21 protein-coding genes and 2 tRNA genes are annotated in these 18,973 nt (G+C 55.0%); 9 read left to right on the forward strand and 14 right to left on the reverse strand.

Annotated elements, in window-relative coordinates; translation table 11 throughout:
• Positions 1-56: 56 nt before the first annotated feature.
• Positions 57-548, reverse strand: coding sequence for an SOS-induced cell division inhibitor SulA (gene sulA / locus K5Y33_RS02890; protein WP_101760921.1), 492 nt, complete (start codon positions 546-548; stop codon positions 57-59).
• Between the two features lie 222 nt (positions 549-770).
• Here sulA and K5Y33_RS02895 point away from each other — a divergent pair, with 222 nt between their 5' ends.
• A complete protein-coding gene (locus K5Y33_RS02895; protein WP_101760920.1) occupies positions 771-1,400 on the forward strand; it encodes a TfoX/Sxy family DNA transformation protein in 630 nt (209 codons plus the stop codon).
• Here K5Y33_RS02895 and yccS read toward each other — a convergent pair.
• Together yccS and K5Y33_RS02905 are read right to left on the reverse strand one after the other, a co-directional pair.
• On the reverse strand, positions 1,397-3,535 hold the full coding sequence (gene yccS / locus K5Y33_RS02900; protein ID WP_110865869.1) for a YccS family putative transporter: 2,139 nt from the start codon (positions 3,533-3,535) through the stop codon (positions 1,397-1,399). The two genes, K5Y33_RS02895 and yccS, sit on opposite strands and share 4 nt — an antisense overlap.
• Positions 3,536-3,544: 9 nt before the next feature.
• Positions 3,545-3,988, reverse strand: coding sequence for a YccF domain-containing protein (locus K5Y33_RS02905; RefSeq protein ID WP_008101434.1), 444 nt, complete (start codon positions 3,986-3,988; stop codon positions 3,545-3,547).
• A gap of 123 nt (positions 3,989-4,111) precedes the next feature.
• Between K5Y33_RS02905 and helD the strand changes: the two genes are divergently transcribed.
• Positions 4,112-6,166, forward strand: coding sequence for a DNA helicase IV (gene helD / locus K5Y33_RS02910; RefSeq protein WP_222233223.1), 2,055 nt, complete (start codon positions 4,112-4,114; stop codon positions 6,164-6,166).
• 3 nt (positions 6,167-6,169) lie between these two features.
• Here helD and K5Y33_RS02915 read toward each other — a convergent pair whose 3' ends face one another.
• Complete coding sequence (locus K5Y33_RS02915; protein ID WP_101760917.1) at positions 6,170-6,631, reverse strand: methylglyoxal synthase; 462 nt, start codon at positions 6,629-6,631, stop codon at positions 6,170-6,172.
• 68 nt (positions 6,632-6,699) lie between these two features.
• Complete coding sequence (locus K5Y33_RS02920; protein ID WP_101760916.1) at positions 6,700-7,326, reverse strand: DUF2057 family protein; 627 nt, start codon at positions 7,324-7,326, stop codon at positions 6,700-6,702.
• Positions 7,327-7,503: 177 nt separating this feature from the next.
• Here K5Y33_RS02920 and K5Y33_RS02925 point away from each other — a divergent pair, with 177 nt between their 5' ends.
• The gene (locus tag K5Y33_RS02925) at positions 7,504-7,917 is read left to right on the forward strand and encodes a CoA-binding protein (RefSeq protein WP_101760915.1); all 414 of its coding nucleotides are present in this window, start codon (positions 7,504-7,506) and stop codon (positions 7,915-7,917) included.
• A gap of 31 nt (positions 7,918-7,948) precedes the next feature.
• Here K5Y33_RS02925 and hspQ read toward each other — a convergent pair whose 3' ends face one another.
• Both hspQ and rlmI read right to left on the reverse strand, forming a co-directional pair.
• Positions 7,949-8,266, reverse strand: coding sequence for a heat shock protein HspQ (hspQ, locus tag K5Y33_RS02930; protein ID WP_008101422.1), 318 nt, complete (start codon positions 8,264-8,266; stop codon positions 7,949-7,951).
• Positions 8,267-8,325: 59 nt separating this feature from the next.
• Positions 8,326-9,516, reverse strand: coding sequence for a 23S rRNA (cytosine(1962)-C(5))-methyltransferase RlmI (rlmI, locus tag K5Y33_RS02935; RefSeq protein WP_110865872.1), 1,191 nt, complete (start codon positions 9,514-9,516; stop codon positions 8,326-8,328).
• 85 nt (positions 9,517-9,601) lie between these two features.
• Here rlmI and yccX point away from each other — a divergent pair, with 85 nt between their 5' ends.
• Positions 9,602-9,880, forward strand: a complete 279-nt coding sequence (gene yccX / locus K5Y33_RS02940) for an acylphosphatase (RefSeq protein ID WP_222233224.1) — start codon at positions 9,602-9,604, stop codon at positions 9,878-9,880.
• On the opposite strand, the gene tusE is transcribed toward yccX, so the two are convergent.
• Positions 9,881-10,207 carry a sulfurtransferase TusE gene (gene tusE, locus K5Y33_RS02945; RefSeq protein WP_101761038.1) on the reverse strand — a complete coding sequence of 109 codons (327 nt, stop codon included), beginning with the start codon at positions 10,205-10,207 and terminating at the stop codon, positions 9,881-9,883.
• 98 nt (positions 10,208-10,305) lie between these two features.
• On the reverse strand, positions 10,306-10,959 hold the full coding sequence (yccA, locus tag K5Y33_RS02950; RefSeq protein WP_007887332.1) for an FtsH protease modulator YccA: 654 nt from the start codon (positions 10,957-10,959) through the stop codon (positions 10,306-10,308).
• A 222-nt stretch (positions 10,960-11,181) separates the two neighbouring features.
• On the opposite strand from yccA, the gene K5Y33_RS02955 reads away from it, so the two are divergent.
• The 3 genes from K5Y33_RS02955 (at position 11,182) to agp (ending at position 13,267) form a co-directional block, all read left to right on the forward strand.
• Positions 11,182-11,269 (forward strand) — tRNA-Ser (locus K5Y33_RS02955).
• 36 nt (positions 11,270-11,305) lie between these two features.
• Positions 11,306-11,393: transfer RNA gene (locus tag K5Y33_RS02960), tRNA-Ser, on the forward strand.
• A gap of 257 nt (positions 11,394-11,650) precedes the next feature.
• Complete coding sequence (agp, locus tag K5Y33_RS02965) at positions 11,651-13,267, forward strand: bifunctional glucose-1-phosphatase/inositol phosphatase (protein WP_222233225.1); 1,617 nt, start codon at positions 11,651-11,653, stop codon at positions 13,265-13,267.
• Positions 13,268-13,315: 48 nt separating this feature from the next.
• Here the strand turns inward: agp and K5Y33_RS02970 are convergent, their stop codons facing one another.
• Genes K5Y33_RS02970 through wrbA form a run of 3 tightly spaced genes read right to left on the reverse strand, consistent with a single transcriptional unit; the run spans position 13,316 to position 15,597 of the window.
• Positions 13,316-14,689 carry an NAD-dependent succinate-semialdehyde dehydrogenase gene (locus K5Y33_RS02970; RefSeq protein WP_101760910.1) on the reverse strand — a complete coding sequence of 458 codons (1,374 nt, stop codon included), beginning with the start codon at positions 14,687-14,689 and terminating at the stop codon, positions 13,316-13,318.
• A 56-nt stretch (positions 14,690-14,745) separates the two neighbouring features.
• Complete coding sequence (locus K5Y33_RS02975) at positions 14,746-14,976, reverse strand: YccJ family protein (protein WP_007887329.1); 231 nt, start codon at positions 14,974-14,976, stop codon at positions 14,746-14,748.
• Positions 14,977-14,997: 21 nt separating this feature from the next.
• On the reverse strand, positions 14,998-15,597 hold the full coding sequence (gene wrbA / locus K5Y33_RS02980) for an NAD(P)H:quinone oxidoreductase (RefSeq protein WP_101760909.1): 600 nt from the start codon (positions 15,595-15,597) through the stop codon (positions 14,998-15,000).
• Positions 15,598-15,894: 297 nt separating this feature from the next.
• Between wrbA and K5Y33_RS02985 the strand changes: the two genes are divergently transcribed.
• Both K5Y33_RS02985 and K5Y33_RS02990 read left to right on the forward strand, forming a co-directional pair.
• A complete protein-coding gene (locus tag K5Y33_RS02985; protein ID WP_061717065.1) occupies positions 15,895-16,059 on the forward strand; it encodes a general stress protein in 165 nt (54 codons plus the stop codon).
• A 109-nt stretch (positions 16,060-16,168) separates the two neighbouring features.
• Positions 16,169-17,083, forward strand: coding sequence for a DMT family transporter (locus tag K5Y33_RS02990; protein WP_008109428.1), 915 nt, complete (start codon positions 16,169-16,171; stop codon positions 17,081-17,083).
• Here K5Y33_RS02990 and rutG read toward each other — a convergent pair.
• Positions 17,080-18,405 (reverse strand): pyrimidine utilization transport protein G, encoded by a 1,326-nt coding sequence (gene rutG / locus K5Y33_RS02995; RefSeq protein WP_222233226.1) that lies wholly within the window; start codon positions 18,403-18,405, stop codon positions 17,080-17,082. The two genes, K5Y33_RS02990 and rutG, sit on opposite strands and share 4 nt — an antisense overlap.
• Positions 18,406-18,450: 45 nt before the next feature.
• Positions 18,451-18,972 carry an NADH-dependent FMN reductase RutF gene (rutF, locus tag K5Y33_RS03000; protein WP_110865878.1) on the reverse strand — a complete coding sequence of 174 codons (522 nt, stop codon included), beginning with the start codon at positions 18,970-18,972 and terminating at the stop codon, positions 18,451-18,453.
• Position 18,973: the final 1 nt, after the last annotated feature.

The following is an 18,973-nucleotide window of genomic DNA, read 5'->3' on the forward strand; positions in this document are numbered from 1 at the left end:
CAGTAGCTTAGATGCAACTTTTGCAAAAAAAATGCTGAGAAAATTCCTGGATTTACTTAATGAAACAAATCTGAGGGAATTTTTGACGCATTAGGTTGTCTGGAATGAGCATATTGACGTCCCTGTGGACGCAAAATCAGACCGAGTGCTTCACCTTCCGCCGCTGCTTGTTCCAATTCTAAACGCTCTTCATCACTCAATTCGTACGGAATCCAGGCAAGCACGACGCTGTAGTTACCTGTACGTAATGCCTTCACCATACTTTCAACGGTGTTAAAACGCTCAGATTCGGTGATATGCATACTCTTTTCTAACGGCAATCCCGACTGCTGCATCCAGCTACGATTTAGCTTATGAGCCGGAGTGAGCCACAGCTGCCAGCGCGATTGCTCGCTCAACTGTTTTAGTACCGGAAGCAGCATAAGTTGCATCATTTCAGGTTGTTCGCTGGAGCGCAGTTCAGTGATTCCACCCAGCGAAGGTTGCGCTAAGCCAGGTGAAGCGAAACGATGTGAACGATCAGCAGGGCCAGAGAAATGAGTACGCATAATTTAATCACTCAGTAATGAACTGTATGGATGTACAGTAATGACTTCCTGGATAAAGATCAACCTCAATTTCTGAAAACGCCTCGCAATTTCTGCACAAGATCCCGCACTCCTGCTTTTATTCATTGAACAGCTAAATCGTTTTTTTTATCTTCTAACCAGATGAATCTGCGAGCTTTTATAGGAAATTTCCCGCGCATGGAATCCATTGGAGGGGGCGTTATGAAGAGATATAACCCGGTAGTTGAGCAATCAAAAGCGCAGTTGGCGGCATTAGGTAAAATTGAATCACGTACGCAATTTGGGGGGTATGCGCTGACTATTGAGAAGGTGATTTTTGCTTATATCAATGAAGATGCACTTTATCTCCGAGCCAGCGAGGCGCTTCACGTCTATAACGCACAGCGTTCACTCGAACCGCTGATTTACCGCAAGCGTGGCGTGCCGGTGACCTTAAGCTACTTCAAAGTAGATACACAGTTATGGCAAAACCCCGAACAATTATTGCAGTTATCGGCTAGCTCATTGCGCGCCGCACAGGAGGAAGCGGCTACCAGACTTGTCTCGCTGCGATTGAAAGATCTGCCGAATTTAAGCCTGCGACTGGAGCTGATGCTGCATAAGGTGGGGATCAGTTCGGTGCGGTTGCTGTGTGAAACAGGATCGCGACAAAGCTGGCTGAAACTACGCGCGGTGAATAAGCACATTGGGTTAAAAACGCTGTTGGCGCTGGAAGGTGCAATATCAGGACATCATGAGGCGGCGTTACCCAGCGCCATCCGGCAAGAGCTCTACGCCTGGTATCTAAAAATGCTCCGCCAGCATGCGGCGGCGGAGCATCAGCAGCCTTAATCGTTGACGAGGGTGCGGCGTAGACGGGCAATTTCGGGCAGCAGCGCGACCAACAATCCCAATTGCTGAATCACTAATGGTGCGCGTGTATCCGGGCTGTTTTTCATCTCGCTCATGCGCTGCATTAGCGCCTGCTGCATCTCTGTGGCTTGCGTATCCGTAACCTGATCGATCTGCAGCACATCTTCTATGAAGCAGACCGCGTCATCCAGTAAGGTCAGCAAGGTACTATCTGCCAGCTGTTCGCGATGCGCTCCCAGCGCCGAGATATAGCTGAGGAAGGAGTGGTTCAGACACAGCAGTCGAAACGCATTCTCACGTAACGGTTGTTGTAGCTTAAGTTCACCACTGATGTTTGACACCACTGACGCTAGCTCAGCATCGGCGTTATGCGCATCGCGACGTGCCACGCGATAAGCCAGGCGATTGTCCTTGCCTTGATGGTATTGCTCCATAATCGCATCCAGATAGCGGCAGTTGGCATCCAATGTTCGATCGGCAACGGCGGTGATTTTGCGAAAACGCCAGTCGGGCCAGACAAAAGCCACCGCTAGCCATGCCAGGCCACAGCCAAGCAAGGTATCCACCACGCGCGGTAGCGCCACTTCAAAGCCTTCGCCGAGCAAATTGAAGCACAGCAGAACCAGCAAGGTGATAAACAACGTGGCTTGTGCATATTGAATCTGGCGGAATGCGAAGAACAGCACGCCGCTCAGCACAATCAGCACCAGCTGACCTTCAATCGAGGGCACCAGCCACAAGACCGGCAAACCGATGGCGATGCCGGCTAAGGTACCGCCGATACGCAAGGCGAGGCGGCGTCGGGTGGCGTTGTAATTGGGCTGACAGACGAACAGGCTGGTCAGCAAGATCCAGTAACCGCGATCGACGCCGGTGATTTGAATAAAGGCGTAGCCAACACACAGCACTAGCGACATACGCACTGCATGGCGGAACAGGGCAGATTGTGGGCTGAGATGGCGACTCAAGCGTAAGCGGATATCCGCCCAGCCGCTGAGCCCTTCCCGTGACAGATGGTGATCGCTCTGCGGGGACGGTTCGGCCAGCATCTGCTCTGACTCAATCGATGCCAGTTGTGCATCAATGGCACGCAGATTACGCAGCAGCCAGAACAGTGCATGAATGTGTGGATCCTGCGGCTCGTTCTGCTGTAGGCGTTGCAGCGCGGTTTCCAGCCGTTCAAAGGTGCGTTCAAAATGGCTGTCGTGATGCCACGGCTGACGCAGCAAAATGGTCTCCGCCAGTTGCCGACACGCGCGCGCTTGCATGTTCATCAGGCGCTGGAAACGGAACAGCACTTCGTTGTAACGCCAGTTATCACGCAGCAAATGATATTGCAGATGCGAGGAGCTGGCGCGTTCATGGATATCCTGCGCGACAAAATAGTAGTGCAGGCTGCGACGCGTGCTGCGTGAACCGCGGTCGCCACGCAAACGACTTTGAATGGTGCTTTTAGTGAGATTGAGCTGGGCCACCAACTGGCTGTTGACCATCGCCGTGGCAACCAGCGTAGCGTCATCCTGATCGCCGCCATCAGGATCAAACAGGTTTGCTTTGGCTTCAAGATAGCGCGCCAGCTGGGAAAAACTGCCTGCCAGCTGTTCCTGCACCGGGCGCACCGGAAACATCAAATGACCAACAAAGGTCAGCAAGTTGTACCAAAGGGCACCGATCAACAGCAGCGCTGGCTGCATCCACCACTGTGGGAACAAGCCGATGCCCAGCATGGTATAAACCGCAATCAGCAGCGCACCAAAGGCGATGGTGGCATAACGCTGTCCCAGCGCACCGAGCAAAATAAAGCCCCAGCTGGAAAGCGCCAGACCCAGAGCAAACGCCCACGGATGGGGGAACAGCAGCTCCACCGACACCGAAGCAATACAGAAACACACCAGGGTGATCAACAGATTGCGTACACGCCCAATCCAGCGATCGTCGAGATCTGCCAGCGCCGCGGCGACCACGCCCAGCGTCAGCGGAATGGTCCACTCGATTTGGTGCAGCCACCACGGCACCGCCGCGCATCCGGTCAAAGCAAAGAAGATGCGCAGCAAATAGCGCAGGCTGCTGTTAAACAGATAACGTCGCCAGCCTGGCAAGGCGTCATGAATCATTGAACGGCCTCAGTAGCGGCGACGCGCATTGGCTTCACGCGCAGCCTGCGCTTCTTCAACGGAGACCACGCGACGGCCAACCGGCCACAGCGCAATCGCGGCAATTTTGAAGTTGGCGATGCCAACAGGAATGCCAATGATGGTCAGACACTGCACGATACCGGCCGAGATATGCGCCAGACACAACCACCAGCCAAACAGTATCAGCCAGAAAATGTTAAGGAAGGTGCCGCCGGTATTCATCACATGGCTTTTACTGTCGGGACGCAGCACATCGACATGCACCGCTTCGTTGCCAAAGGGCAGCAGAGACAGTTTGGTGATTTCCCAGCAGGAACGCGTCAACGGCAGCGTAAAAATCAGCACGATGCTCACCAGCGTGGCAAACAACCAACTGAGGGTGGTGAAAAAGCCGCCGAGAATGAAATTAAGAATGTTAAGTACGGTACGCATAAACGTGTTTTTCCTTTTGCAATCCGCAATATGTGGCGCCAAGTTTAGCCTGTTTTAAGGCTGGAGCGTCAAGAGTCTGACAGGTAAACTGCGCGATATCGAATTCCACATGACGGTGCGGACATGGAACTGAAAGCAACATCAATGGGTAAACGTCTGGCACAGCATCCCTATAATCGGGTGCGCTTGCTGGCCGCCGGCGTGGAAGTCAGTGGCGATCGCCATGAATATCTGATTCCGTTTAACCAGTTGCTCAACATTGCCTGCAAACGCGGCATGGTATGGGGCGAACTGGAGTTTCTACTGCCAGACGAGAAAGTTGTGCGCCTTCATGGCACCGAATGGCAGGAAACGCAGCGCTTTTTCCATTATTTGCAGCACGCCTGGCAGCAGTGGAGCCAGGAGATGAGCGAGGTGAGCGCGGAGGTGCTGGTTGCGCTGGAGCAGGAAATCCTCGCCTTCACCCAACAGGATCGCTGGTTGAAACGCAGTGAGCTGAGTGCGGTAAAAGAGAGCATTACGCGCCAGTTTTCTGCCTTGCCGTTGCCTCTCGCGCGCATTGCCGAGTTTGACAACTGTCGTGAGCGCTGGGAATTCTGCCAGCAATGGCTTGAGCAAGGTGAAGCGGCCATCCGCCAACGCAATCGCCAATGGACCAGCAAGATCCTCAGCGACTATCACGAATTCTTCTCCACGGTTGAAACCACGCCGCTCAATCCATCGCAATGCGAAGCTGTAGTGAATGGCGAAGACGCGCTGCTGGTGCTGGCGGGGGCGGGCAGTGGCAAAACCTCGGTGCTGGTGGCGCGCGCGGGTTGGCTACTGAAACGCAAGCTGGCGCAAGCGGATCAAATTCTGTTGCTGGCGTTTGGTCGTCAGGCGGCAGAAGAGATGAATGACCGTATTCAAACGCGCCTTGGTGAGAGCGCGATTCAGGCGCGTACCTTCCATGCATTGGCGCTGCATATCATCCGCGAAGGCAGTAACAAACAACCGGTGATCAGCAAGCTGGAAAGCGACAGCAAGGCGCGGCGACAGTTACTGATTGCGACCTGGCGCGAGCAGTGCAACAGCAAGAAAGCACAGGCCAGCGGATGGCGTCAGTGGTTGCAGGATGAGCTGGAGTGGGAGATTCCCGAAGGTCCCTTTTGGCAAGATGACAAACTGGCGCAGCGCATCGTATCGCGCATGGAGCGCTGGCTGGGCTTGATGCGCATGCACGGCGGCGCGCAGGCGGCAATGATCGCGGATGTGGCAGAAGCGCAGCGCGATAATTTCAGCAAGCGTGTCAAACTGATGGCGCCACTGTTAAAGGCATGGAAAAGCGCGCTGAAAGAGGAGGGCGCGGTCGATTTTTCCGGGCTGATTCATCAGGCGATTGCCATTCTGGAGAAAGGGCGTTTTATCAGCCCGTGGAAGCATATTCTGGTCGATGAGTTTCAGGACATCTCACCGCAGCGAGCTGCACTGCTAACGGCGCTGCGTCAGCAAAACAAGCGAACCAGCCTGTACGCGGTGGGCGATGACTGGCAGGCAATCTATCGCTTTAGCGGTGCCGAAATGAGTTTGACCACCGCGTTCCATCACTATTTCGGCGATGGCGATCGCTGCGTGCTGGATACCACCTATCGCTTTAACGATCGTATTGGTGAGATAGCCAATCGCTTTGTACAACAGAACCCGCATCAGCTGCGCAAGCCGCTGAACAGCTTGAGCAAAGGCAATAAAAAATCGGTGACTTTGCTGCCGCAGGATCAACTGGAAGCGCTGTTCGATAAACTGAGCGGTTATGCCAAACCCGAAGAGCGCGTACTGCTGCTGGCGCGTTACCACCATTTGCGGCCAGCAATCCTCGATAAAGCTAAAACGCGCTGGCCAAAGTTAAAGCTGGATTTCATGACGATCCATGCCAGCAAAGGACAACAGGCGGATTTTGTTATTGTATTGGGGCTGCATCAGGGACGCGACGGTTTCCCGGCACAAGCGCGGGAATCCATCATGGAAGAGGGTTTGCTGCCGCAGCCGGAAGATTTCCCGGATGCAGAGGAGCGACGGCTGGCGTATGTGGCGATGACGCGTGCGCGCCAGCAGGTGTGGCTGATGTTCGATAAAGATCGGCCTTCGGTATTTGTCGAGCACCTGCGCGAATTAGGTGTGCCACAAAGCCGTAAGGCCTGATGATTAGGGTTTCAGGCGTTCGGCGAGATAACGCTGATAGTCTGGAATCTGAATCTCAATCTGTTGGGCAAACTTCGGTGACTGGATAATAAAATCTGCGGTGGTGCGGTTATTGGCCACCGGGATATTCCACACCGTGGCGAGGCGCAGCAGCGCTTTGACATCTGGATCGTGCGGCACCGCATTCAGCGGATCCCAGAAGAAAATCAGCACATCAATTTTACCTTCCGAAATCAACGCACCCACTTGCTGATCGCCGCCCATCGGGCCGCTTAGCATGGCGTTAACATCCAATCCGGTATGACGATTAATCAGATTGCCGGTGGTGCCGGTAGCGTACAACACATGCTGTTGCAGCGTGCTTTGGTTGGTTTGCACCCACTCCAGCAGCGAGGCTTTACAGTGATCGTGTGCAACGAGGGCGATATGTTTCTGAACCTGAAGGGTACGAACGGTCTGCTCCATAGGGCTTCCTGTTTCTTCTCATGCATTATGTGTTAATGCAGGAGTTTACCCCTGGCGTTTCATCACTATCAACTTGCGCGTAAGGTTTTCATCCAGCTAATAAAACGCAGACGTGTGGCGGCATCAAAACGCTTGAACCAGCCATGCAAAGAGGGAAGATCGCTAACTTCTTGCCAGGCGTAATCCAGATTCAACTGCGCCTCGCTGGCGCTCAGCGAATGTAAGGCAAAACGCGGAACCGAAGCGGCGTGGGCATCACGATTATAATTCACCATCGCCTTTTCGAAATCGTTATCACCTGGCTTCGGCAAATGGTCGCGCAGGCTGGTGATTTCTATGCCGCGTTCATCAATCAGTTGAAAGTTGAGGGTTTTGTCGAAGGTGGTACGTTCACGACGATTAGTGAGCGCAGGCAAGCGAATTGCCACCGAATGGGCATTGGCGCTGAAAGTGACAATCATCGGCACGGAATGAAAGTGCGCGGCGTCAGTGCCCGGTTTTTCCACACGAAACAGAAACTGATGCTGCCCACGATCCAGCTCAAGGCTGCCTGCGCCTTTCAACAGCGAACCAGAAATTTTACGCCCGTCCAGCACCAGCAGTTCGATCTCGGGATCGAGCTTGAGAGTGATGGCCTGGCATGAGGCTGATACGAGCAACAGCAGTAAACCCGTAGCAGTTAAAGACAGCTTCATTTCAACTCCCGGCAGAAGGGGGTAAATCGATTATGTGTAGCAAAGTATTACATTATGGCAGTAAATTTACATTTTTACATATTTATTCGTGCTGCTGCGCAAAGTTCTGGTGACCAACAGTTGCAGCCTGATGCGCAATGCCATCTACACTTAAGCGAATGAACCAGGAGAAAAAAGATGAATGATCAAACGATTCGCGATGTGCTGACTAAAACCAAACGTATCGCGTTAGTGGGCGCCAGCGACCGCCCCGATCGCCCGAGCTATGGCGTGATGAAATATTTGCTCGATCAGGGATACGAGGTGATTCCGGTGAGTCCTAAATTGGCGGGACAGCAACTTCTTGGTCAAACCGCCTATGCCACGCTGGCGGATGTACCCGGAAAAGTGGATATGGTAGATGTGTTTCGCAATGCCGAAGCGGCATGGGGCGTAGCGCAGGAAGCGATCGCCATTGGTGCGGATACGTTGTGGTTACAGCTGGGCGTGATTAATGAGCAGGCGGCGGTGCTGGCGCAAGATGCGGGTATGACCGTGATAATGGATCGCTGTCCAAAAATTGAAATTCCTCGGCTGGGGATTAGGCACTAAAACAGAAACGGCGACCGGAGTCGCCGTTTGATTAATGTCTCAGGCTGGGTGCCTGCAGCTGTTGCCGAATTGACGCGGCCAGCTCATCCATTGAAGGTTGTTCGGGATGTTCGAAGGAGGTTTCCCCCGCCAGCTGAACTTCAGCGACATAGGTATGCACCTGATCGCCTTCTTCATCTTCCATCACCACATGATACCAGGGCGCGGCGCGCAGCGTTTCGCTGGCAGCGACATCATCAACTTCTGGCTCATCAAGCGAAAACTCCGGATCGACATCCACGATAACGCCGAGCACCCCGGAGAGACGATGTCGGACCTGCTGTCCAATTCCAAATTTAGTCGTAATCATTGTGACCTCCCAAAAGACTGCCCTGTAACCAATATGGAGGCAGGGACAGCGTTTTCAAGTCACAGCACGCGGCAGGCAAAACCTTTCAGATAAAGCCCTTCAGGATAGCTGGCGATCACTGGATGGTCGGCTGCCTGACGGAACTGCTCTATAAATTGTACATCACGACCGGCATCAACGGCGGCATCAGCGATGATTTTCTGGAACAAATCGGTTGGCATCAGGCCAGAACAGGAGAAGGTCAGCAATACGCCACCAGGATTCAACAGCTGAATGGCCAGCATATTGATATCTTTATAGCCGCGACACGCGCCCATCAACTGGTTCTTGTTCTCTACGAATTTCGGCGGATCCATGACGATCAGGTCGAACTTTTCGCCGCTGTCGCGATAACGACGCAGCAGTTTGAACACATCGTCACGCACAAACTGGGCACGCGACACATCCAGACCATTGAGTTCAACGTTCTGTTTCGCCACGTCGAGTGCGTCTTGCGAAGTATCAACGCTAATCACTTCACGACAGCCGCCCATCAAGGCAGAAACCGCAAAACCACCGGTGTAAGAGAAGCAGTTCAGCACGCGTGCATTATCTGAGTAGCCACGCGTGGCAAAACGGCTGTCACGCTGATCAAGGTAGTAGCCGGTTTTATGACCGCCCTGAATATCCACCAGCAGCTTCATGCCGTGTTCAGTAATCGGCAGCAGCGGTGGCGGCAGTTCACCCGAAACCGGCCCTTGCGCCAGCTCCAGTCCCTCTTTTTTACGCACCGCCACGTCTGAGCGATCGTAAATAGCGCAATCCGGGAAACACTGCTGTAAGGCGGAGACGATGGCCGGACGCTGATACTCGGCACCCGCAGACAACAGCTGCATCACCAGGAAGTTGCCGAAGCGATCGATGGTTACGCCCGGCATGCCATCAGACTCACCGGCAATCAGACGATAGCTGTCCAGCCCATCACGTTTCGCCAGCCAGTCACGCCACAGCTGGGCTTGCTCAAAGCGGCGCACGAAGAAGGTGATGTCGATTGACTCATCCTGTTGCCAACTCCAGACGCGTGCGCGAATTTGTGATTGCGGAGAATACGCGGCGCGAGCCAGCCATTTGCCATTGCAGTCACAGATATCAATGGTTTCACCAGACTGGGCTTTACCTTCCATACGTGCAACGGCACCAGAGAACACCCACGGATGGCGGCGGAGCAGGGATTTTTCACGTCCCTTTGTGAGAATCAATCGAACGGTCATAGTTTGCTATGCTTACCTGAAAAAATGAGGCGCCATTTTCCGGCGGATGGCGGCAAATTGCAACGCAAGACGATGGGAGAACGCAATGGCTACCACATGCTGCAAAATTTGGGTGCACGGCATCGTGCAGGGCGTGGGGTTTCGCTACCACACCCAAGCGCAGGCCAGAGAGTTGAATCTTAACGGTTATGCGCACAATCTGTCGGACGGCAGCGTTGAAGTGCTGGCGTCCGGTGAGGCGCAGCAGGTCGATGCATTAATCAGTTGGCTCAAAGCGGGTGGGCCGCGTAGCGCGCGGGTGGATAAAGTGCTGGTGGAGCCGCATCAGCCCAGGGAAATGCCTACGCGATTCACCTCCGGCTGATTACAGGCATTTGGCTGGTTTCGGCAATCCGGCAATTTTGGTCGCCTGCTTGGCCGGGCCTTCCGGGAAAAGACGGAACAGATAGCGGCTGTTGCCTTTCTCCTCGCCATACTTTTGCGCCATGGCTTTCACCAGCATGCGTACCGCCGGCGAGGTATTAAATTCCTGGTAAAAGTTGCGCACAAAGTGCACTACTTCCCAATGCGCGTCACTCATCACGATCGCTTCTTGCTCCGCGATGGCAGCAGCCAGCGGCTCGCTCCAGTCCGCGCTATTTTTCAGATAGCCTTCCGCATCGGTGGCAATCTCTTTACCAGCAAAATTCACAGTCATTCCTCATGGCGTTAATCGACACATTGTAAATTCGCCCGACCATAAAAAGCAAAAACCCCGCCGAAGCGGGGTGTAATAACTATTGCAGCAGCTTAATCGCGGTTAGCGAAGCCCAGCAGGCTTAACAGGCTAACAAAAATGTTATACAGCGAAACGTACAGGCTTACGGTAGCGCGAATGTAGTTGGTTTCACCGCCGTGAATGATGTTGCTGGTTTCCCACAGGATGGCACCGGCAGAGAACAGGATGAACAGGGCGCTAATCGCCAGATGCAGCGCAGGCAGTTGCAGGAAGATATTAGCAACCACCGCCACCAGCAGCACGACAAAGCCGGCCATCATCATGCCACTCAGGAATGACATATCGCGGCGCGTGGTCAATACGTAGGCCGAGCAACCGAAGAACACCAGCGCGGTGCCGCCCAGCGCCATAGCGATCACATCACCCATGCCTGCAGTGAGGAACGAGCTCAGGATTGGACCAAGGCAGTAACCGAGGAAGCCGGTGAAAGCGAAGGCCGCCAGAATACCTGCCGGGCTGTTAGCCAGTTTATGCGTCAGGAACATCAAGCCATAAAAGCCGACCAGCATCAGAATCAGGCCCGGTGAAGGCAAGGCAAACACGGTGCTGAGTGTGGCGGTGACGGCCGAGAAGGCCAGCGTAAAGCCAAGTAACAGATAAGTATTGCGCAGCACCTTGTGGGTGCTGACTAACGATTGCTGCGACGAGCTAAAAATTCTTTCCATCATGCGCTCCTTAAAGAGAGAAACACCAAATATGGCACGAGGATACGCAGCGCCTGAAAGACAGAAAAGGCGTTTTACCCATCTTTACGCGATAAATTGCTGTTTCGCTGAGCAGAATGGCGAAATTGACGCCGAAAAAATAGAATTTGGCTGTTTTTCAGCCGAACGATTCATTGCAGGCTTTACATCGTTATGGGGGATGTTTATAGTGCGCCTCATTGCGGAGGGGTGGCCGAGTGGCTTAAGGCAACGGTCTTGAAAACCGTCGATGGGAAACCATCCGAGAGTTCGAATCTCTCCTCCTCCGCCATTCACTCTTGCAGAGTGACGCAACAAAAAAATCCCCGGAGGGATGGCCGAGTGGCTTAAGGCAACGGTCTTGAAAACCGTCGATGGGAAACCATCCCAGAGTTCGAATCTCTGTTCCTCCGCCATATTAAAGAAGCCCGCAGAAATGCGGGCTTTTTGCTTTTCTGCGTTCATAAATTCCGAAAAACATCGCGTTGCTTTTCCATCTGCTGCCGTTCCCCGACGCCACGCGCGTTAACTGCTATATTCCATGCACGGTTTTTTGCAAACATCTGGCGATTTTCCGATGCAAGCTGAGTTACACTGTGCGGTAATTCGCTCTTTGGCGGGCTAATCGTTTGAAAGCCAGAGTGTTTCACTGATGAATTATGGAATAGGCACAATGATCAAGAAACTGAGTCTTTGCGCGTTGTCAGTCATCGCTGCGCTCCCGATGGGCATGTCCGCCTATGCTGCGGATGGAGATATGCAACTCCAGCAGGTGCTGATGTTAAGCCGTCATAACCTGCGTGCGCCGCTCGCCAACAACGGCAGCGTACTGGAACAATCCACCAAAAAGAGCTGGCCGCAGTGGGATGTCGCGGGCGGTGAGCTCACCACCAAAGGTGGCGTGCTGGAAGTCTACATGGGGAATTATACCCGTCAGTGGCTGGCACAGCAGGGCTTAGTCCAGAACGGGACTTGCCCGGATAGCAGCAACATCTTTGTCTACGCCAACAGCCTGCAGCGCACCGTGGCGACCGCGCAGTACTTTATCACTGGCGCCTTCCCTGGCTGTGATATCGCGGTCACGCATCAGGATGCGATGGGCACCATGGATCCGATCTTCAATCCGGTCGTCACCGACGGCAGCGATGAATTCAACAAGAAAGCCTTGGCTGCTATGACCGCCGCCAATGAAAAGCTGGCACTGAAGCCTGCCTTCCAGCAGCTGGAAAAAATCGTTGATTACAAATCTGCCCCGGCCTGTAACGGCAAAAAGCAGTGTGATTTGAGCAGCGGCGATAACACTTTCAGCGCGGATAACGGTAAAGAGCCGAACGTAAGCGGTCCGCTGAAAATCGGCAACTCGCTGGTGGATGCGTTTACGCTGCAATATTACGAAGGTTTCCCGGCCGATCAGGTTGCCTGGGGCCAGATCAAAACGCCTGAACAGTGGAAAGAGCTGGCGTCGATCAAAAACGGTTATCAGGATGCGCTGTTCGCCTCTCCTGAAGTGGCGCGCGAAGTGGCCGCACCGCTGGTGGATTACATCCGCAGCCAGTTAGTCGATCAGGATAAAGCCAACGCGCCAAAAGTGACGCTGATGGTTGGTCATGATTCCAACATCGCCTCCTTACTCAGCGCGCTGCAGGTTAAGCCTTATGAACTGCCGGGCAACGATGAGAAAACGCCGATTGGCGGCCAGGTAGTATTCGAACGCTGGCACGATGTGAAGAACAACAAAGATCTGCTGAAAATTGAGTACGTCTATCAAACGGCCGATCAGCTGCGCGATGCCGATGTGCTGAGCCTGAAAAATCCACCGAAGCGCGTCACGCTGCAACTGGCGGGCTGTGAAACGGATGCCAACGGCTACTGCAGTTGGGATCAATTCATCGGCGCATTGAACGGTGCTCTGCAAGGTACGCCACTGCAGCCTGCTGCGGCACCGGCTGCGGCAGAACAGCCAGCACCTGCGGCCGCAGCACCAGCCGCAGATGACGCTAAGCAGAAAGCCGATCAGACTGCTGCGGATAAAGCAGCCGCAGACAAAGCAGCAGCGGATAAAGCCGCAGCACAGAAGGCTGCAGACGCGAAAGCGGCTGAAGAGAAAGTGAAGGCGGATAAAGCGGCCGCGCAGAAAGCGGCAGACGAAAAAGCCAAAGCGGAGAAAGCCACTGCCCAGAAAGCAGCGGATGAGAAAGCCAAGGCTGATGCGGCAGCAGCACAGAAAGCGCAAGCCGATGCTACGCCAGCCAAATCAGAAGAACCGGCCAAAGCAGCGACCAGTAACTGAGTTTGCTGCTCAAAGAAAACCCCGCCGCGGCGGGGTTTTTTGTGCCTGTTAACCGGCGACGACCACCAGTTTTTGGTTGGCGAACTCTTTAATCCCCAGATCCGACAACTCACGTCCGTATCCGGAACGTTTCACGCCACCAAACGGCAGCTCTGCGGAGGTATCGCTCTGCGAATTGATAAACACCATGCCGGTTTCAATCTGCGATGCCATCTTACGGCCGCGCGCAATGTCTTTAGTCCAGACTGAACCGCCCAGGCCGTAATTTGAATCATTCGCCAGTGCCACAGCGGCACGATCGTCCGCCACCACATACACCTGTGCTACCGGGCCAAAGAACTCCTGATAGTAAGCAGGATTGTCTGGCGTCAGACCAGTGAGCACCGTTGGCTGGTAATAGCAGCCGACGCCATCAATGGCGCGTCCACCAAACTCCACGCGCGCGCCATTTTGCACCGCTTCCTCAACCTGCTTCACTAAACGATCGCGCGCATCTTTTGAAGAGAGCGGACCAAGCGTGGTTTTCTCATCAAGCGGATCGCCCGGCGTGGCCGATTGCAGAGCCGCGCTAAATTTGGCCATAAACGTATCGGCAATTTTCTCATGCAAAATAAAGCGCTTGGCGGCGGTACAGACCTGGCCGCAGTTACTGAGGCGAGCTTGCGCACCCTGACGTACCGCTTCATCGATATCGGCATCGTCCAGCACCACAAACACATCGTTACCGCCCAGCTCCAGCGTCGATTTCTTCAAGTGTTTACCGGCCTGTTCCGCCACGGCACTACCGGCGCGTTCGGAACCCGTCAGCGCCACGCCTTGCACGCGCGGATCGGCAATCAAATCCGCGACTTGATCGGTGGAGATAAACAGGTTGGTCCATGCGCCTTTTGGCGCACCGGCTTCTTCTACCAGCTTTTCAAACACATCGGCGCAGTGCGGCACGATATTGGCGTGTTTCGCCAGCACCGGATTGCCGAGCGCCAGGTTTGGCGCCAGCACGCGCATCAGCTGATAGTAAGGGAAGTTCCACGGCTCGACCGCGACGATCACGCCAATCGGATGGTACTCAAGCCAGGCATCGCCCACATCGCTGGCGTAGGGTTGCGGCTGTAAAAATGTCGCGGCATGTTCAGCGTAGTAGCGGGCGATCTGCGAACAGATTTTTACTTCACCACGGCTCTGGCCAATCAGTTTGCCCATCTCTTTACTGGCGATGGTCGCCAGCTCTTCGGCCCGTTGGTCAATCAAATCGGCTAAACGGTGTAGCACCTGCAGACGCGGTTGAATATCGCCTTTACTCCACGCGGAATGATAAAGCGCATCTGCGGTTTCCAGCGCCTGTTGTGCATAGGCATCATCGTGCTCGTTCCACGCTTTTAGCAGTTGGTTATTGGCTGGATTGATACTTTGATAGGCTGACATACAAGGCTCCTTGGTGATGTAAAGGTAACAAAGGCGGGACAATGCCCGCCTGCAATTCAAACGTTTTTGCGCTCGACCGTTTTATCGTCCCAGGTCAGAACATCCTGGTCGGTCTTTTTGAAGGCGCGAATCAGCACTTCATCGCTGCCTTGCTGGCTCCAGATCTGCTCGGCTAAACGTTCGTCGTAGTTGGCTACCTCAAAAATGGCTTCAGCGATTTCGCGTGAAGTGTGGCGCAGTGATGCCCATTCGCCTACGTGATGCTCTTTCGACTGTTCTGTTGTCATGAAGGTCTCCTGTTGTGGATTTTATCCCTGTAGCTTTACCGCCAGTCCGGCGACGTGTTGGCCCTGAAAACGGGCAATATCCAGTTCTTCCGCCGAAGGTTGACGTGATCCATCTCCGCCCGCCAGGGTGGTGGCGCCGTAGGGCGTTCCGCCGCGTACGTGGGAGATGTCGAAGAGTTCTTTAGTGCCATAACCGATGGGAACAATCACCATGCCGTGATGGGCGAGGGTGGTCCAGACGGAAGTGATGGTTTGCTCCTGGCCGCCGCCGGTACCGGTGGAAGCAAAGACGCTGGCGATTTTGCCGTACAGCGCGCCCGAAGCCCACAAGCCGCCAGTGCGATCCCAGAAGTTACGCATCTGCCCCGCCATGTTGCCGAAGCGTGTGGGTGTGCCAACGATGATGGCATCATACTGCGGCAAATCTTCCGGTTTCGCTTCAGGCGCAGCCTGATCCACTTTGCCGCCAACCTGGGCGAAACGCTCGGCATCCATGCTTTCCGGCACGCGCAATATTGTAACTTCCGCGCCGCTCACGCTCTTTGCACCGTCGGCCACGGCTTGCGCCATGGTTTCAATATGTCCGTACATCGAATAATAGAGCACCAAAATCTTTGCCATGGTTTTCATCCTGCGAGGGTGGTGAGTAACCAAAAGTATAGAAGAGCCTGCGCAGGCTGCTGTACAGAGGTTAAGCAGGTGCCAATAAGTGTCGGCTAACTGCTTGTAACGCGGCGGTAAATTTGCTTTTTCGCAGTGAAATGAGTGAATTATCTGTTTCAAATTGTGAATATCAGGCCGATCTCACCGCTGCGTTGTCTATTATTTAATCAGGTGTGCGGAATATCCGCCGCCAGGCTTTTCACGGCAGCATCGTGACAAGCCCCTAATCTGGATGCTCAATCCGTGGAGGAAATGATGGCCGAACATCGTGGAGGATCAGGCAATTTCGCAGAGGACCGTGAAAGGGCCGCAGAAGCGGGTCGCAAAGGCGGCAAAAACAGCGGGGGTAATTTTAGAAACGACCCACAGCGCGCGTCTGTAGCCGGTGAAAAAGGGGGACGCAGCCGCGGCAAGAAATAGCGCGACTGACCGTTAATCCCCGGCCGCCGGGTTCGCCCGGCGGTGACAGGCATTGCAATTTCCCCGCTCTCTGAGCAAACTGACCGCCAACTGATTATTCTGGTGCGTTATGTCCGCTTCTTCTTCTCGTCTCAGCCTGCGTATTTCGCGTCAGGAGTTGGTGCTCATATTTATTACCATGGTTTGGGGTGGCACTTTTTTGGTGGTACACCGGGCGATGGCCCATTCCGGTCCGTTCTTTTTTGTGGGATTACGTTTTGCTACGGCATCGCTGCTGCTGGCCTTTTTCTTCCGTCGTTATCTCAAGCAAGTTACCTGGCTGGAAATCAAAGCCGGGGCGCTGATTGGCCTGTCGATTGCCGGCGGCTACGGTCTGCAAACCTGGGGCATGCAAACCATTTCCAGCAGTCAGTCGGCGTTTATCACCGCGCTCTACGTGCCGGTGGTGCCGCTGCTGCAATGGTTATTCCTGCGCCGTCCGCCGGGATTGATGGCGTGGCTGGGCATTTTGCTGGCGTTTACCGGTTTAGTGCTGGTGGCGGGTCCGCAGGATGGCAGTTTGACGCTGAATGCCGGTGAAATCGCCACCTTACTGAGCACGCTGGCAATCGCGGCGGAGATCATCCTGATCAGCCGTTATGCCGGACAGGTCGATGTGCGCCGCGTCACGCTGATTCAGCTGATGGTGGCATCGGCCTGCGCCTTTGTTCTGATGATCCCGAATGGCGAATCGGTTCCTGCCATGTCAACGCCGTTGCTGCTGAGCGCGTTGGGTCTGGGCGCGGCCAGCGCCTTGATTCAGGTGACGATGAACTGGGCGCAACGCAGCGTTTCACCGACGCGTGCCACGGTGATTTACGCCGGTGAACCGGTGTGGGCGGGCGTGGTAGGGCGTTTGGCGGGCGAGCGTCTACCTGCTGCTGCGCTGCTGGGCGCGGCCTTGATTGTTTGTGGGGTAATCGTCAGCGAACTGCGTATACGCCGCAAGAAAGCGGTGCCCGATCAGGCACCGCTCGAGCCTTAAGGGTGTTGCCGTGCCGCCTCGTTCGCCAGCGCGGCGCCGCGACGTTGTAAAATCGCGTTCAGGATGATGGCACCAAAGGTGGCGGTGCCGATGCCGCCAAGGGTGAAGCTGCCAATCTTCAGGGCAAAATCACCGGCGCCCAGCACCAGCGTGGTCGCCACCATGATCAAATTGCCATTCTGATTGAAATCCACATGGTTCTGCACCCAAATGCGTGCGCCTGCCACCGCAATCAAACCAAATACTACAATCGAGGCGCCACCAATCACCGGACCGGGAATGGTGTGGATTAGCGCGCCAAATTTCGGTGAGAAGCCAAGCACCAAAGCGATCGCCGCGGCGGCCACAAAGGCCAGCGTTGAATAGACTTTGGTCACCGCCATCACACCGATATTTTCCGCGTAGGTGGTGACACCGCTGCCGCCGATTGAGCCCGACAGCATGGTTGCCAGACCGTCACCGACAAAGGCGCGGCCCATCCAGGGATCGAGATTGCGCCCGGTCATGCCCGCCACGGCTTTAATGTGCCCGAGGTTTTCCGCTACCAGAATGATCGCCACAGGCGCGATCATCACGATGGCCTGCATATCAAAGATCGGTGCGGTGGTGTGCGGCAGGCCAAACCACGGTGCGTTGGCAAGGCCGCTGAAATCCACCGGTTTGCCGAAGCCCATCACGTTGGTTAGCAGTGCATAGATGGCCCACGCGACAATCAGGCCGACCAGAATCAGCAGGCGCTGGATCATCCCGCGCGTGAATACCGCCACCAGACCAATGCACAGCACCGTCATCACCGCCATCCAGCTGTCAAACATCGAGCCGGATACACCGTGCACCGCAATTGGCGCCAGGTTCAGACCAATCGCCATCACCACCGCGCCCGTGACCACCGGCGGCATCAGACGCTCGATCCAGCCGGTGCCGACCTTCATCACGATCAGGCCAGTCAGCGTATAGAGCGCGCCGCAGGCAATCACGCCGCCCAGCGCCAGCGCCAGGTTGGGGTTGAGTCCCTGACCGTTAAAGCCGGTTACCGCGATGATTACGCCGACAAACGCCGCGCTGGATCCGAGATAACTGGGTACGCGCCCGCCGGTGACCAGGAAGAACAGCAGCGTACCGATGCCCGAAACCAGAATCGCCAGATTGGGGTCCAGTCCCATCAGCAACGGCATCAGCACCGTTGCGCCAAACATTGCTACAGCATGCTGCAGGCCAAGCACGACCGTCTGCGCAAACGGCAGCGTTTCGTCCGGCGCAATCAGCCCATCATCGGTCATGGCTGACTTTTTCTGCCAGCGGGGGAACCAGGAACTCGCCATCGTCATCTCCAGGGTGTCAGTGAAAGCGGGCCGCACAAGGCGGCGTTAGCGGGCGTCCTGCCGTAAAAGGTGATGATAGCCACGGTCAAACCATGCCAGACCGTGCGTTTCATCATTGCGTACCAGCGCCTGCACTTCGCAAAACAGAATGTCGTGCGTGCCCACGCTGACCACTTGTGCCACTTTGCAGTCAAACGACACCAGCGCGCCGTCTAACAGCGGTGAACCGCTGGCCAGCGTGTGCCAGTCAGCGGCGGCAAAGCGTTCTGCCATCGGCGTTTTGCCGCCAAATAGCGTCGAGAGATCTTCATGCCCGGCGGCCAGGGTGTTAACGCAGAGATAACCGTTGTCGCGGAAAATCGGCCACACCGACGCTGAGCGATTAAGACAAACCAGCAGCGTAGGCGGCGTATCAGTAACGCTGCACACCGCCGAGGCGGTAAATCCGGCGCGTCCAGCGGGACCGTCGGTGGTGATGATATTCACCGCCGCGCCTAAGCACGCCATCGCGTTACGAAACGCATCGCGTTCTACACCGGGTAAAATTGGCAGTTCATGCACGCTCATT

Origin of the sequence: Pantoea sp. DY-17 (assembly GCF_019795975.1) — a bacterium.
Classification (GTDB): Bacteria; Pseudomonadota; Gammaproteobacteria; order Enterobacterales; family Enterobacteriaceae; genus Pantoea; species Pantoea leporis.

Excerpts from the sequence above, each read along its gene's own strand:
- sulA (WP_101760921.1), bottom strand. The coding sequence starts at position 548 with ATGCGTACTCATTTCTCTGGCCCTGCTGATCGTTCACATCGTTTCGCT.
- K5Y33_RS02895 (WP_101760920.1), top strand. The coding sequence starts at position 771 with ATGAAGAGATATAACCCGGTAGTTGAGCAATCAAAAGCGCAGTTGGCG.
- yccS (WP_110865869.1), bottom strand. The coding sequence starts at position 3,535 with ATGATTCATGACGCCTTGCCAGGCTGGCGACGTTATCTGTTTAACAGC.
- K5Y33_RS02905 (WP_008101434.1), bottom strand. The coding sequence starts at position 3,988 with ATGCGTACCGTACTTAACATTCTTAATTTCATTCTCGGCGGCTTTTTC.
- helD (WP_222233223.1), top strand. The coding sequence starts at position 4,112 with ATGGAACTGAAAGCAACATCAATGGGTAAACGTCTGGCACAGCATCCC.
- K5Y33_RS02915 (WP_101760917.1), bottom strand. The coding sequence starts at position 6,631 with ATGGAGCAGACCGTTCGTACCCTTCAGGTTCAGAAACATATCGCCCTC.
- K5Y33_RS02920 (WP_101760916.1), bottom strand. The coding sequence starts at position 7,326 with ATGAAGCTGTCTTTAACTGCTACGGGTTTACTGCTGTTGCTCGTATCA.
- K5Y33_RS02925 (WP_101760915.1), top strand. The coding sequence starts at position 7,504 with ATGAATGATCAAACGATTCGCGATGTGCTGACTAAAACCAAACGTATC.
- hspQ (WP_008101422.1), bottom strand. The coding sequence starts at position 8,266 with ATGATTACGACTAAATTTGGAATTGGACAGCAGGTCCGACATCGTCTC.
- rlmI (WP_110865872.1), bottom strand. The coding sequence starts at position 9,516 with ATGACCGTTCGATTGATTCTCACAAAGGGACGTGAAAAATCCCTGCTC.
- yccX (WP_222233224.1), top strand. The coding sequence starts at position 9,602 with ATGGCTACCACATGCTGCAAAATTTGGGTGCACGGCATCGTGCAGGGC.
- yccA (WP_007887332.1), bottom strand. The coding sequence starts at position 10,959 with ATGGAAAGAATTTTTAGCTCGTCGCAGCAATCGTTAGTCAGCACCCAC.
- agp (WP_222233225.1), top strand. The coding sequence starts at position 11,651 with ATGATCAAGAAACTGAGTCTTTGCGCGTTGTCAGTCATCGCTGCGCTC.
- K5Y33_RS02970 (WP_101760910.1), bottom strand. The coding sequence starts at position 14,689 with ATGTCAGCCTATCAAAGTATCAATCCAGCCAATAACCAACTGCTAAAA.
- K5Y33_RS02975 (WP_007887329.1), bottom strand. The coding sequence starts at position 14,976 with ATGACAACAGAACAGTCGAAAGAGCATCACGTAGGCGAATGGGCATCA.
- wrbA (WP_101760909.1), bottom strand. The coding sequence starts at position 15,597 with ATGGCAAAGATTTTGGTGCTCTATTATTCGATGTACGGACATATTGAA.
- K5Y33_RS02985 (WP_061717065.1), top strand. The coding sequence starts at position 15,895 with ATGGCCGAACATCGTGGAGGATCAGGCAATTTCGCAGAGGACCGTGAA.
- K5Y33_RS02990 (WP_008109428.1), top strand. The coding sequence starts at position 16,169 with ATGTCCGCTTCTTCTTCTCGTCTCAGCCTGCGTATTTCGCGTCAGGAG.
- rutG (WP_222233226.1), bottom strand. The coding sequence starts at position 18,405 with ATGGCGAGTTCCTGGTTCCCCCGCTGGCAGAAAAAGTCAGCCATGACC.
- rutF (WP_110865878.1), bottom strand. The coding sequence starts at position 18,972 with ATGAGCGTGCATGAACTGCCAATTTTACCCGGTGTAGAACGCGATGCG.